General features: G+C 65.1%; 13 protein-coding genes and 1 pseudogene. 8 read left to right on the forward strand and 6 right to left on the reverse strand.

Features of this window, described 5'->3' with window-relative positions; genetic code table 11:
- The first annotated feature begins 14 nt into the window (after positions 1 to 14).
- The 6 genes from ASE59_RS21040 to ASE59_RS19270 all read left to right on the forward strand — a co-directional run bounded on the left by ASE59_RS21040 (position 15) and on the right by ASE59_RS19270 (position 5,638).
- Positions 15 to 467, forward strand: coding sequence for a CHASE3 domain-containing protein (locus tag ASE59_RS21040; protein ID WP_082458449.1), 453 nt, complete (start codon positions 15 to 17; stop codon positions 465 to 467).
- 488 nt (positions 468 to 955) lie between these two features.
- Positions 956 to 1,441: a hypothetical protein gene (locus tag ASE59_RS13370; RefSeq protein ID WP_056457100.1), complete on the forward strand. Its 486-nt coding sequence runs from the start codon at positions 956 to 958 to the stop codon at positions 1,439 to 1,441.
- Positions 1,438 to 2,442 (forward strand): SMP-30/gluconolactonase/LRE family protein, encoded by a 1,005-nt coding sequence (locus ASE59_RS13375; RefSeq protein WP_056457105.1) that lies wholly within the window; start codon positions 1,438 to 1,440, stop codon positions 2,440 to 2,442. The genes ASE59_RS13370 and ASE59_RS13375 overlap by 4 nt, the downstream gene beginning before the upstream one ends.
- A gap of 87 nt (positions 2,443 to 2,529) precedes the next feature.
- The gene (locus ASE59_RS13380) at positions 2,530 to 3,882 is read left to right on the forward strand and encodes an alpha/beta fold hydrolase (protein ID WP_200913283.1); all 1,353 of its coding nucleotides are present in this window, start codon (positions 2,530 to 2,532) and stop codon (positions 3,880 to 3,882) included.
- The gene (locus ASE59_RS13385; protein ID WP_056457107.1) at positions 3,879 to 5,417 is read left to right on the forward strand and encodes a GMC oxidoreductase; all 1,539 of its coding nucleotides are present in this window, start codon (positions 3,879 to 3,881) and stop codon (positions 5,415 to 5,417) included. The genes ASE59_RS13380 and ASE59_RS13385 overlap by 4 nt, the downstream gene beginning before the upstream one ends.
- A gap of 35 nt (positions 5,418 to 5,452) precedes the next feature.
- Positions 5,453 to 5,638 carry a helix-hairpin-helix domain-containing protein gene (locus ASE59_RS19270; RefSeq protein ID WP_082458450.1) on the forward strand — a complete coding sequence of 62 codons (186 nt, stop codon included), beginning with the start codon at positions 5,453 to 5,455 and terminating at the stop codon, positions 5,636 to 5,638.
- On the opposite strand, the gene ASE59_RS13390 is transcribed toward ASE59_RS19270, so the two are convergent.
- The 5 genes and pseudogenes from ASE59_RS13390 to ASE59_RS13415 form a co-directional block, all read right to left on the reverse strand.
- Positions 5,635 to 6,084, reverse strand: coding sequence for a hypothetical protein (locus ASE59_RS13390; protein WP_162235320.1), 450 nt, complete (start codon positions 6,082 to 6,084; stop codon positions 5,635 to 5,637). The two genes, ASE59_RS19270 and ASE59_RS13390, sit on opposite strands and share 4 nt — an antisense overlap.
- Before the next feature lie 42 nt (positions 6,085 to 6,126).
- Positions 6,127 to 7,025: pseudogene (locus tag ASE59_RS21045) on the reverse strand (SDR family NAD(P)-dependent oxidoreductase).
- Positions 7,022 to 7,735 (reverse strand): SDR family oxidoreductase, encoded by a 714-nt coding sequence (locus ASE59_RS13405; protein WP_235515765.1) that lies wholly within the window; start codon positions 7,733 to 7,735, stop codon positions 7,022 to 7,024. Before ASE59_RS13405 ends, ASE59_RS21045 begins: the two are co-directional and overlap by 4 nt.
- A gap of 26 nt (positions 7,736 to 7,761) precedes the next feature.
- On the reverse strand, positions 7,762 to 8,652 hold the full coding sequence (locus ASE59_RS13410) for an alcohol dehydrogenase catalytic domain-containing protein (protein ID WP_056457124.1): 891 nt from the start codon (positions 8,650 to 8,652) through the stop codon (positions 7,762 to 7,764).
- Positions 8,622 to 9,137 (reverse strand): ester cyclase, encoded by a 516-nt coding sequence (locus ASE59_RS13415; RefSeq protein WP_200913285.1) that lies wholly within the window; start codon positions 9,135 to 9,137, stop codon positions 8,622 to 8,624. Before ASE59_RS13415 ends, ASE59_RS13410 begins: the two co-directional genes overlap by 31 nt.
- A gap of 36 nt (positions 9,138 to 9,173) precedes the next feature.
- Between ASE59_RS13415 and ASE59_RS13420 the strand changes: the two genes are divergently transcribed.
- Positions 9,174 to 10,082 carry a LysR family transcriptional regulator gene (locus ASE59_RS13420; protein ID WP_056457129.1) on the forward strand — a complete coding sequence of 303 codons (909 nt, stop codon included), beginning with the start codon at positions 9,174 to 9,176 and terminating at the stop codon, positions 10,080 to 10,082.
- 65 nt (positions 10,083 to 10,147) lie between these two features.
- Here ASE59_RS13420 and ASE59_RS13425 read toward each other — a convergent pair whose 3' ends face one another.
- Positions 10,148 to 11,110 carry an NAD-dependent epimerase/dehydratase family protein gene (locus ASE59_RS13425; protein ID WP_056457307.1) on the reverse strand — a complete coding sequence of 321 codons (963 nt, stop codon included), beginning with the start codon at positions 11,108 to 11,110 and terminating at the stop codon, positions 10,148 to 10,150.
- An 89-nt stretch (positions 11,111 to 11,199) separates the two neighbouring features.
- Here ASE59_RS13425 and ASE59_RS13430 point away from each other — a divergent pair, with 89 nt between their 5' ends.
- Positions 11,200 to 12,093, forward strand: coding sequence for a LysR family transcriptional regulator (locus ASE59_RS13430; RefSeq protein WP_056457131.1), 894 nt, complete (start codon positions 11,200 to 11,202; stop codon positions 12,091 to 12,093).
- Positions 12,094 to 12,176: the final 83 nt, after the last annotated feature.

Below are 12,176 nucleotides of genomic sequence, written 5' to 3' on the forward strand. Positions count from 1 at the left end.
TGAAGCAGCGTTAGGTGATTTTGCGCGAGGCGGAGTCGGGTCAGCGGGGCTTCATCATCACGCGCAATCCAGCTTGCGCTCGGTCGTTTGCCGAGCGGGTGGAGAGTTCGGCGCGTAATATGGCCGTTGCGGTCCGGCAGACGAGCGACAACCCTATGCAGCATGCAAGAACTCGTGAGATCGCGGTTCTGATGACGCAGCGGGCAACCTTCCTTCGGCAGCCCCTGATCCTCGCGCGTCATGGCGATTTTGCTGGTGCGGTAGCAATCGTCGCCAGTGGTCGCGGACGTGATGCTGCCGCGGATAGTCGAGCGAGGTATCGCGACCATAGAGCAGATCGACCCGGACGCGCTCGCGGAGCGGATAGAGGAAGAGCATCGCGCTGCGGGTGGTGTGATCGTTTGGGACCTCGCCTTCTTAGTCGCTGCTCGCGCCCAACCGGTCGCTCGCTGAAATGTCCGCCTTAAGGCAGCTGGGAGCGAGCTGAACGAGGAAATGCTGCCCGGCAGACTTGACCCAAATCCAGTCGTTCTCACCATTTTCGTCGCTATCCTGAAGCAGTCGTTCGTTCATCTCGTTTCGTACCCGCCTTCAGCATGTACCCGTCAGATAAGATTTCTCTTTTGTTCTCTATTGAACTAACTCACAATCGTCATGCCAGTCCGACCTGAGAACCGCTGACTCCACCCAATCGATTGCGAACAGCTTTCGCCAAATGCTCGATTCCGACGCGCAGGTGCGCGGCGTGAGCGAGTGGCAGTCCGCACCTCCGCAGCGTAGCCCACCTTAAAGATGGACGCTGCTGGGATCCAGAGTACAGGTGCTGGGGCAGCAAGGCACCAAGCCGCAGGTTTGGCGCACGGTGTGCTTCTCGGCATCACGCAACCTCCGCGCGTACCCGCCGTTGAAATCCTGCGCGCGATCGCACCGCGTCGTGCTGTTGGAGGAGACGAGGATGATGGACCTGCCGACCGGAGTGGCGCTCGATAACGACGGAACCGATGCCGATCGGCCGCCGATACTGCCTTTCCTCCATATGTGGACCCAGGCCGGTGGCAGCAGTCGGATCGACCTGTCGCACATGACCGGCTTTGGACAGAAGAGCGTCGGTGGCGGGGCGGACCCGCAGTGGATGCGGCCGTTTCCGGGCGAGGTGAGCGCGATCAATTTCGCGGCGCTGCCGGTGGGCTGGGTCGGGGACTGGCACGAAAGCCCCAAACCGCAATGGGTGATCCCGCTGCGCGGGCGCTGGTTCATCGAGACGATGGACGGCAACCGGGTGGAGATGGGGCCGGGCGACATTCATTTCGGGCAGGATCAGGACACGAGCGACGGCAAGGGCCATCGATCCGGCCAGATCGGCGACGAACCCTGCTTCCAGATCATGATCCAGTTCGCCACGTCGCCCGCTGCCCAGACGCGTGACCCGTTCGGGAAATGAGCATCCCGTTGGCGACGCCGCTTGCGCTGTTGTTGCTGCCAGCACGGCTCCGTCCGCCCGGTCCGCCCGTGCCGACCGACGTGCCGCCGCCAATGATCCACCACGCCGATGCGCGGGCGGTGTTCGACGGGGCACGGTTCGTGACGCTGTACGATCAGGCAAGCTGGAGTGAGGGACCTGCATGGTGGCCCCGCGAGCGGACGCTGGTATGGAGCGACATCGTCGGTCGCCGCGTGCTGGGCTGGCGCGAGGACGGCGCAGTCGATGTCCTCCTCGACGCGACGCCGTTCATCAACGGCAATGCGGTGCTACCGGATGGCGGACTGGTCCACTGTGAACACGGCCGCCGTGCGATCAGCCGGTCCGAGGGTACGGGCGTCGCGACCCCCATCGCATGGATGGCGGAGGGTAGCCGACTGAACGCCCCCAATGACGTCATCGTCGGTCCCGATGGCGCGATCTGGTTCAGCGATCCGACCTTCGGCCTTGAAAATCCGAGGCAAGGCGTGCCCACCCGGTCGGAAAGCGGACGCACGGCCATCTGCCGGATTGGTGAAGATGGTGTGGTGCGACGCATGACCGACATGACGCAACCAAACGGCCTCGCCTTTTCGCCCGATGGACGTACCTTCTACGCCTCGCAGACCCCCGAGCATGGCGAAGGCGAAGTAGCGATCCATGCGTTTGACTGGAACGGGACCGCGCTGTCAAACCAGCGGCGGTTCGCGATGGTGGACGATGGGATACCCGATGGTTTCACTGTCGACCGGCGGGGTTGGCTGTGGAGCAGTTCAGGCAAGGGGATCGAACTTTTCGACGCCGCCGGTACCCATCTCGCCACCGTGCCAACGCCCGGGACATGCAGCAACTGTACGTTCGACAGCGACGAAACCCGACTGTTCGTGACCGGTGGCGCCTGTTTATGGATGCTGCCGCTGGCGCAGCAGGTTCGCAAATCGATCGAAGCGGACCACGGGAACCAAACTCATATAGAATATTGATCGGAATTAATTCCCGCCCGTTGCTTGCGATCGGGAACGCGAACACGTCTGCGTCGTCCAGTAGGGAATTCCGCTGGATGAGGCCGCATGACACGACCGACCTTGGTATTTCTGCACGCACTGGGCGCTAGCAGCCGGGAATGGGATCTGGTTCGTCGGCATCTGCCGGACCACCCCTGCCTTGCGCTCGACCTTTCCGGGTTCGGCGAACGGGCCTGTGATGGCTATGCCGATGTTGCGGCGATGGCGGACAACCTTGCCGACACGATCCGCGCGGAGCGGATGACCGCGTGCGTCCTGGTAGGGCACAGCATGGGTGGCAAGATCGTCACGCTCGTCGCGGCCCGTGCGACGGCGGGCGAGGAAGGACTTGCCGGTATCCTCGGCGTGGTGCTGGTCACAGCCTCGCCGCCCGCCCCCGAACCGATCGAGGATGACCGCCGGGCGCAGATGATCGACTGGGTTGCGGACGGTCAGGTCGCGCGCGACGATGCGGAAACCTTTGTCGATACCAATTGCGCTGCCCCCCTTCCCGATCGGTTGCGTGAGCAGGCGATCGCTGATGTCGAGCGGGCTAGCCGCGAAGCGTGGCTGGGCTGGCTCGAGCGCGGCAGCCGGCAGGATTGGACCGCGCACGTCGGCAAGGTAGGGATTCCCGCGCTGATTCTCGCCGGAGCCGAGGACGGCGATTTGGGTGAGGCCGCCCAGCGCAAGCTGAACCTGCCACACTACCCGAACGGCACGGTCGTGACGATCGATGGTGCGGCGCATCTGATCCCCTATGAACAGCCCGAAGCGCTGGCAAAGGCGATCGCAGGTCATAGCAACGCCGTTGCGGCGGCATCGCTTCCGGCGGGGTTCGTGCGGCTGCTCGGGTCGGATCGGGTCAGCCGCCGGACGCGCTCGGCGATGCTCGCGCGGACCCGGCCGGTGTCGCAGGAGGCGTCGGGCTGGTCGGACGCCGAACTGGAGCTGGTCGCCGTGTTGATCGCGCAAGTGCTGCCCGACTGCGGCATCGATCACGAACTAGCCCGGCGGGTCGGCGCGGCGATACAGGGGCCGGGCGATGGCTGGCGTTTCGCTGACCTGCCGCCCGATCCGGTGGCATGGACGCGGGGCTTGGCGACGCTCGACCGGATTACCGGCGGTTTCGCAGGTTTGTCCGGTGACGCGCAGCGCAACTGGTTGCAGCGGATCGACGCCCGAGAGACGGCCATCGCTGACGATCCCGATTACCTGTCACCCGCGCAGATGGTGCTGTGGTTCGCCGACGTCCGGGCCGAGATCGTGCGCCAGTGGATGGCGACCCCGGCCGCCATGGCCGCGATCGGCTATGACGGTTTTGCGGTAGGCGGCGATGGTCCGCGCAAGCAGGGCTATACCCGCACTGCCGCCGACGACATCGACCAATGGCAACACGCACCGGAGACGACCGCATGAGCCGCCCTCCCTTTGCCACCAGCGAGATCGTCGATGCCGTGGTCATTGGCACCGGTGCCGGCGGCGCGCCACTTCTGTCACGGCTTGCGAAGGCGGGTTTATCGGTCGTGGCGCTAGAGGCGGGCCGCACCTTTCGACCGCATGAACATGTCGCCGATGAACTGGCCGCCGACATCTACTGGATGGAGGAGCGGTTGAGCGGCGGCGCGGACCCGACCGCGTTCGGATCGAACAATTCGGGAATGGGCGTCGGTGGATCGACGCTGCACTGGGGCGCATTCTGTCCGCGCCCCGACCCCCGCGACCTGTGCCTCCGCTCGCTGACCGGCAAAGGTGCCGACTGGCCGATCGACCATGCCGAACTGACCGGCTATATCGAACAGGTCGAGGATTTTACCGGGGTGTCCGGACCAGCGCATTATCCTTGGGACGATGCCCGCCGCTACGCCTATGCACCGGTACCGCGCAACGCTCCTGCGGACGCGATGGCGCGCGGCTGTGCCGCGGTCGGCATCACCGCCACCGACGCGCCCGCGGCGCTGGTGTCGCGCGACCGCGATCAGCCCGAATGGGGTCAGCGGCAGGCGTGCGTCAGCTGCGGCACCTGCCACCAGGGGTGCCGCAACGCTGCCAAAACCAGCATGGACACCAGCTACCTCCCCCACGCGGTCGCGCACGGCGCCGAAATACGCGCCGAGGTGCGAGTGCTGTCGTTCGAGTTCGACGGCGATGGGCGGATCAGTGGTGTCGTCTATCGCCAGCACGGGGCAGACCGTCGTCAGCGTTGCCGAGCGGTCTTCCTGTGCGCCGGCGGTGTCGAAACACCGCGCCTGCTGCTGAACCTAGGCATCGCCAATTCGAGCGGGCAGGTCGGACGTAACTTCATGGCGCATGTCGCGACGCAGGTCTGGGGCAGTTTCGATGCCGAAATGCGGATGAACCGCGGCTACCCCTCATCCCTCATTACCGAAGACCTGATACGGCCCGACAACGCCGATTTCGTCGGCGGCTATCTGATCCAAAGCCTGGGTGTGCTGCCGGTCAATCTCGCGAGCGGCCTCGCGCGGGGTGCGGGGCTGTGGGGTGAGCGCCTACAATCTTTGCTGCGTAACTATAACCGGATGGCGGGGATCGGAATCAACGGCGAATGTCTGCCGCATCCTGACAACCGCCTGAGCTTATCGGACGAGACCGACGCGTTCGGTCAGCGCAAGGCGCGGATCGACTTCAGCTATCAGCCGAACGAACGGGCGATCGACCAGCACGCGCGCCGGACGTTGACCGCGATATGGGAGGCGGCGGGCGCGCAGGACATCTTCGCGGTCGACCGGTCGGCGCATACCATCGGCACCTGTCGCATGGGCACCGACGGCGACGATGCCGTGGTCGACGCCGACGGGCGCAGCTTCGACATTCCTAATCTGCTGATCTGCGACAATTCGGTTTTTCCGAGCGCCCTTGCCGCAAACCCGGCGCTGTCCATCATGGCATTGTCGCTGCGCACGGCGGATCGTTACCTCGCGGCGAAGCGCTAACGAGACACCATTCATACAATTACGAGGAGGCTTCCATGATCGCTCTGAACAGCGCCACGGCTGCAGAACTGGACGAGGTGCCACAACTGAAAGGGCATGGTTTTGAAATCGTCCGATATCGCGAAGAGCGAGGTCGTTTCGATGATGTGCGACAACTTGAGGAGGTACCGGGCCTCGCAGGTAAGTGGCGAGGCGCAGAGGCAATCGTATTACTAGATTAATGACCATGCGCGGAGGCGGGATTTGCATCATAGTCATTCGCCCAAGTGCCACTCGCTGCGTTCGAAAATCCAAGCGTCGACAGCTTGTTCTCGACCGCGGACCACGTTCGCATTTTGCCGGCGTCTGCCCTGCTCATGACGACAGGATTCGGATCGAGGCGGAAATCGCCGTTGCCCAGCGCCTCGCCGGGTTTGCAATTCACAAGCTGCGCCGCCTGACCGTCGCGCGTCATTCGCGGCACGCAGGATCCGCCATGCGCACAGAAAGATGTGCCGTTCGCATCGCGCCGCATGATGGTCACAGGCAGCAGCCTGCCTGCCGACCAGCGATGGCCCATGTCGTCCGTTACCGGCCGCAGAATGCGGATCTGGCATTCCCGGACGGGTTTTGCTGCGGCCGGCATGGTCATGCCGACAGACAGGATAAGGACGGCGGAAAGTAACATAAGTGCCTCCACGACGATTTCGGGTCGGATCGACCAACCCCTTCAGGACGCTGCAGGATGCAGCAGGTCTTCGACGTCCATACGGGCGAAGAATGTGCGTTGAAGCTCGGCGGTGACGTCGTTGATGCGCGTGACGTCGCGGCCCTGCGGATCGATGTCGACACGGCGTGGGCGTGTGCCAGGCGTCATCGCGACGATGTCACGGATCGCCTCCGCGACCTCCTGTGCATCGTGCCGACGATTGGGAAGGTTGGTCTTGTCGAGCCGCTCGGCGAGTTGATCGGACAGACCTGCAAGTCGGTCGTATTGTGCCACGATCTCGATGTCGGCCGGGCCAACCGCATGTTTGAAATGATCGGTGCCGGACGTGTACGCGCCGGGCTGAACGATCACGGTTTCGATGCCATAGCGCGCGGTCTCGAACGCCATTACTTCCGCCAGAACGTCGCCGGCCGCCTTCGATGCCGCATAGGGGCCGGTGAAGGGATCCGGCAGACGATTGATCCCGCTGCCGGTATAGATCAGCAGGCCTTGTCCCGCTCGCCGCATCGCCGGAAGAACCGCGCGGTTACCCGCACCCAGCTGATGGCGTTCAGGTCGATCACCTCGGCGATCTGCTCGGGCCGGAACGCTTCGGTCAGGCCGTGCATCATCATCGCCGCGTTGTTCATCGCGACGTCGACGCGACCATGCCGGGCAAGGATCAGGTCCACCGCAGCGCGTGCGCTCGCCTCCGAACGGACGTCGAGTTCGATCGGGTGGAGGGCGATACCATCATTGCGCGCGACCGTTCGCAATGCGTCTGCCTGATCTGCCGAGTGGCCGGCAAGATCGCGCATCGACGCATAGACGACATGGCCTGCGCGCGCGAGCTCGAGTGCCGTGAGGCGACCGAAGCCCGATCCGGCGCCGGTGATCAGGATGATGTTCTGCTCGCTCATGCGACGATTCCTCCATTGACGCGAATGACCTGACCGTTGATCCAGCCCGCTGCGGGGGTTGCAAGGAACGCGATCACACCAGCGATCTCGTCGGCCTCGCCGAGTCTGCCAAGCGGCGTCATCTGGCGATATTGGGCCATGCGCTCGGCGGTGTTCGCTTCAGTCAGAAGCTCGGTGTCGGTCGGGCCTGGTGCGACGGCGTTGACGCGAACGGCGCGAGTGCCGAGTTCCATCGACAGTGACCGTGTCAGCGCCTCGACCGCCGCCTTGCTCGCGCAATAGGGACCGTAGCCTGGCGGCGACATGCCGATAACGCTGGTCGACAGATTGACGATGGCACCGCCGTCGACCAGCCGGGTCGCGGCGAGCCGGCAGCCGTTCAACGTGCCGCCGACATTCACCGCGAAAAGCCTCGCGAACCAGTTGTCCTCGACGTCGGCGATCCACCTTGGCGCCATCAGCCCAGCGTTGTTGACGAGCATCCCGATCGGTCCGACACGCGCCTCCGCCTCGTCGAAGAGGTGGCCGAAGGCGGCGCCGTCCGCGACATCGGCGCGGATCGCATGGGCCGTGCCGCCGGCCGCAACTATGGCAGCGACCGTTCGCTCAGCCGCCTCCTCGTTCCCGGCATAGTTGACGATCACCGCGATGCCGGCGTCGGCGAGATGGCGGGCGATGGCGGCGCCGATGCCGCGCGACGCGCCGGTCACGATCGCGGTGCGGATGGGGGCGCGGCTCATCGGGACGCTCCCTCGATCACGATCTTTCCGGCGATGTCGCGCGCGACGTAGCGGTCGAACACCGACGCTGCCTCCTCGAACGCGACGACGTGGTCGATGTGGGGACGCAACACGCCTCGCTCGGCCGCGAGGGCAAGGCGATCGAGTTGAGCGCGGCTTGTTTCCAGCACGGCGAAGTCGACGCGCACCCCTCTCGCTTCCGCGATCGTGGCGTCCGCCGGGGCGGTCAGCGTTACTAGGTGGCTTCCGGAAGGCAACAACGACAGCACGGCCGCCTGCAACGGACCTCCGGACGTGTCGATCGCGTGCCGGACATCAGACGCTCGGCCGATGTCTCCCGCGTCGGTTACCAACCGTGCGGCATCGCCGGCCAGCGCGGCTGCCATCCGCGCGACCATACCGTCGCCCAAGATCATCAGCGGTTCGTCATCGGTTCGCGACAGCATGTCGAGCACCTGGAGCGCGACACCGGCAGGCGTCGGCAGGGATGCGGCCTGCCCTGCCGACAAGGTTTCGGGACGGCGGGCCACCAGATCTGCATCGATCACGATGCGGTTCGCGACCGCGCCACCGCGCACGGGATCGGACCGCCCGAACACGCTGTCGCCGATGACAAGATCACGGACCGCGGCTCCTGCCGCTTCCACCACGCCGGCAAAGTCGGTGCCGGGTACATAGGGAAAGTCGATCGGAAACCAGTCCGCCATCGCGCCGATAGCGAGCTTCGCGTCTAGGGGGTTGAGCGTAGCGGCCTCGATCCTCACGCGAACCTCGCCGTCCCGAAGCGAACTATCCGCCCGATCGGCGAGGCGGGTCCGGGGGTGGTCCGCGTGGCCGTCCAACATTAGCGCGCGCATCACGCCGCCTCCGGCGCGTGCGCCGGCCATGCGCCGATCTGGGCGAAGAGGCCGAACAGATCTTCCATGTGCCAGGTACGACGGATGCGATCACCCTCAAAGGCATGGAACTCGTGCAGGGCGAAGTGGACCGACCTGCCGGTCGCCGCGACGCCAAACAGATCGCCATCATGCGTGCCCGCGCATTGCATCCGAACCGCTGCCCGATCGTCGTCGGCAAGGGCATCGACGATCTCTACTGTCAGGTCGGGAAATGCTGACACGAGCATCGCGAAGATCGGCTTGATCCCCGCCGGCCCATGCGCCTGCCCCGGCGTGAGGGGAATATCCTCCCAGTCGTGGGTCAGCGCATCGTCGACCATGTCGAAATCGCGCGAGGCGAGCGCGCCGTAGAAACGCTCGATGGCATCACGCCGCGCCGGGCTCAATCCATGGGCGCTGGTGGCGGGTATCGTCGGTAGGCTCATCTTCATCCTCCTGATGTGAGGCGGAGATGGGAGGTCGATCGTCATCATTGAAATAGATAGCACCGATATGCGATCATAACGCCGATGGATTTGCATACGATCGATCTTAATCTGCTGACGGCGTTCGACGCGTTAATGTCCGAACGCCATGTTACCCGTGCGGCGCATCGCATCGGGATCAGCCAGCCGGCGATGAGCGCGGCGCTCGCGCGTCTGCGGCGGCTGACCGGAGATGAACTGCTGGTGCGCAGCACGCGGGGACTGGCACCGACGCCCTATGCGATCGATCTGGAGACGCCGGTGCGCGCCGCACTCGGTCAGATCGCCAATGCATTGGGCGTGCTTCGGGAGTTCGATCCGGCGACATCACGTCAGACCGTTCGATTGGCCATGGCGGACCTTCCCGCACAGATGCTCGCCCGGCCGCTGATCGCAGACATGCTGCGCGACGCGCCGGGCGTCGATCTGCGATTGCGATCGTTCCATGATCGTCGTGACGCCATCGTGCTCCTCGACGACGGCCGGGTCGATGCAGCCATCGGAGTTTCGCCCGGACAGGAAGCGCGCATTCTTCATCAGCCACTCTTCGAACAGGCGTTCGTCGGGATCGCGGCGGCCGACGCAGACAGCGTCGACCGATTTACCGATCTCGATGGTTTCTGTTCGGCCGGACACCTGCTCGTCTCCCCCGAAGGCGACGATTTCGGGGCCGTCGATGCAGCGCTCGAAACGCTGGGCCGGTCGCGGCGCATCGTGGCGTCGGTTGCCGCAATGCATCTGGCGCCGGAGATCGTCGCGAGCACCGACCTAGTAGCGGCGCTGCCTGCGAACATGGTCGCGGGGTCGCCGTTTCGGGAACGCCTGACCGTCTTCAAGCTGCCTGTCTTGGTAGATCCGGTGACGTTCCACCTCCTCTGGCATCGCAGAAGCCACGATCATCCGGCACAACGCTGGTTTCGCAACGCGATCGTCGCTGCCGCCTCCCTGATATGAGCCTTGGCTAGCCTGCGCGCAGTTCGCCCGACTGCCGGAACGTTGCGGACCTGACACTTGCATTCTCAGCAGTAGACAGGGGGCAGGCACCCCATGGCGGTCAGCGTCGTTCGCACCGCCTCATCAAGGTACGTGTGCGGTTCCTTGCCCAGCGTCGCCAGCAGTCGCGCATTGTCGAGGCGGACGGGTGCCTGCCAGAGATAGCGCATCTCCACGAGTTCGCGCGACGTGGTGGCGAACAGACCCGCGATCCTCAGCAGCCACCACGGCAGCCTCCTGACCGGCACTGTTGGATCGCCAAGAGCACGCACGATCGCGTCCGTCATCATGTCGCCGGTCGCATCCCAGTGCCCGTCCATGTGGAAGGTCTCGAATGCTGACACCGGATCGCGCTCGACCAGGCGGACCATCGTCTCGGCCACGTCCGGCAGATAGGCCCATTGATGGCCAACGCCACGTGCGCCGGGGTTGTAGATGATGGTGGGTCGCGCGCCGGGCTTGACCAGTCCTTGGCTAAACCAGTTGTTCGCGGCACCCGGCCCGAAAAAGTCGCCGGCGCGGACAATCAACACGCGAAGGTCGCCGGTGTCGGTCGCGGCGCGAAGCCGGCGCTCCATCTCGGCACGTATCGCGCCCTTGCGCGTGCGGGGGTGCTGCGGCGCGGTTTCGTCGATCGTCGGGAAGACGTCGGGGCCGTAATTGTACACGGTGCCGGGAAGCAGCAGCCGCGCCCCGCTGGCTTCGGCCGCGGCGATGCTGTTGTCGAGCATCGGCAACACCAGCCGGCCCCAATTGCGGTAGCCCGGCGGGTTGACCGCATGGACCAGCAGGTCCGTTCCCGCCGCAGCCCCCGACACGGCCCGGGCATCGAGTGCGTCGCCGATGACGGGTAACAGGCGGGCGGGAAGCCGCACTGCACTGCCGTCGCGGACCAGGGCCCGCACCGTCCAGCCCGATTGCAGCAGGCGGTTCGCCACCGCCCCGCCGATCCCGCCGGTCGCCCCCAGTACCAATGCTGTCCGTGTCATCGCCGCCTCCGTCTTCACTGTCGCGAAGATGCGCCTGAGGCCCGCGCCACGAAATTGACGAAGAACGATGATCGGATATACGCAAATGCATGAATGAGAAACCAAGCTGGGATCTCTACCGGACTTTCGCTGCCGTGCTGGAAGCAGGGTCGCTGTCCGGCGCCGCGCGGCGGCTAGGACTCACCCAGCCCAGCGTCGCACGCCACATCGAGGCGCTGGAGCAAACGATCGGCGGCACGCTCTTCCTGCGGTCGCAGCGCGGTCTGTCGCCTACCGACCGCGCGCTGGCCTTGCGGCCGTTCGCCGAAGACTTGGTCGCGACGACGGCCGCGCTAGTGCGCGCTGCGTCGTCGGCGGATGACGAGATTGCCGGAACTATCCGCATCACGGCCGCCGAAGTGTTCGCGGCCGAGCATCTCCCGCCACTGCTGGCGGCCTTGCGCCGCCATCATCCGGGCCTGTCGATCGAACTGGCGCCGACCGATGCAGTCAGTGATCTGCTCCGGCGCGAGGCCGACATCGCGCTTCGCATGACCGATCCGACGCAGCAGGCGCTGATCGCGCGCCGGCTTGGCAAGGTCACGCTCGGGCTGTTTGCCCGCCGGGACTATCTAGAGCGGCGCGGGACGCCGGCCTGCGTGGCCGACCTCGCCGGGCACGACTTGATCGGCACGGATACCCCATCGGCAACAGGCCGAGCGGTTCTGCCGATGCTTCCAGGCTTGAACCACACAGACTTCGCTATGCGCGTGGATAGTACCCTTGCCCAGCTTGCCCTCCTGCGAGCCGGATTTGGGATCGGCATCTGCCAGACGGTTATCGCTGCACGAGATGCCGCCCTCGTTCGGCTTCTACCTGATGCGTTCGGCCTCGACCTGCCGCTCTGGATCGTCATGCATGAGGATCTTCGCACCAGCAGGAGATGTCGCGCGGTGTTCGATGCTCTGGCAACCGGCCTCACGGATCTGACCGTGCTGACCTGAGCTGAAATTGCCAAGAGAGAGCGATCGAATACATCCCGCGCTGCTGAACGTTCCCGATTGGGAATGTGATGTGGGAAAGAGAC

It is taken from the genome of Sphingomonas sp. Leaf10, from assembly GCF_001421245.1.
Classification (GTDB): Bacteria; Pseudomonadota; Alphaproteobacteria; order Sphingomonadales; family Sphingomonadaceae; genus Sphingomonas.

Coding starts and splice junctions, on each gene's coding strand:
- ASE59_RS13415 (WP_200913285.1), bottom strand. CDS start 9,137: ATGATGACGATCGACCTCCCATCTCCGCCTCACATCAGGAGGATGAAG.
- ASE59_RS13425 (WP_056457307.1), bottom strand. CDS start 11,110: ATGACACGGACAGCATTGGTACTGGGGGCGACCGGCGGGATCGGCGGG.
- ASE59_RS13430 (WP_056457131.1), top strand. CDS start 11,200: ATGAATGAGAAACCAAGCTGGGATCTCTACCGGACTTTCGCTGCCGTG.
- ASE59_RS13370 (WP_056457100.1), top strand. CDS start 956: ATGATGGACCTGCCGACCGGAGTGGCGCTCGATAACGACGGAACCGAT.
- ASE59_RS13420 (WP_056457129.1), top strand. CDS start 9,174: ATGGATTTGCATACGATCGATCTTAATCTGCTGACGGCGTTCGACGCG.
- ASE59_RS13375 (WP_056457105.1), top strand. CDS start 1,438: ATGAGCATCCCGTTGGCGACGCCGCTTGCGCTGTTGTTGCTGCCAGCA.
- ASE59_RS19270 (WP_082458450.1), top strand. CDS start 5,453: ATGATCGCTCTGAACAGCGCCACGGCTGCAGAACTGGACGAGGTGCCA.
- ASE59_RS13410 (WP_056457124.1), bottom strand. CDS start 8,652: ATGGCCGGCGCACGCGCCGGAGGCGGCGTGATGCGCGCGCTAATGTTG.
- ASE59_RS13390 (WP_162235320.1), bottom strand. CDS start 6,084: ATGTTACTTTCCGCCGTCCTTATCCTGTCTGTCGGCATGACCATGCCG.
- ASE59_RS13380 (WP_200913283.1), top strand. CDS start 2,530: ATGACACGACCGACCTTGGTATTTCTGCACGCACTGGGCGCTAGCAGC.
- ASE59_RS13385 (WP_056457107.1), top strand. CDS start 3,879: ATGAGCCGCCCTCCCTTTGCCACCAGCGAGATCGTCGATGCCGTGGTC.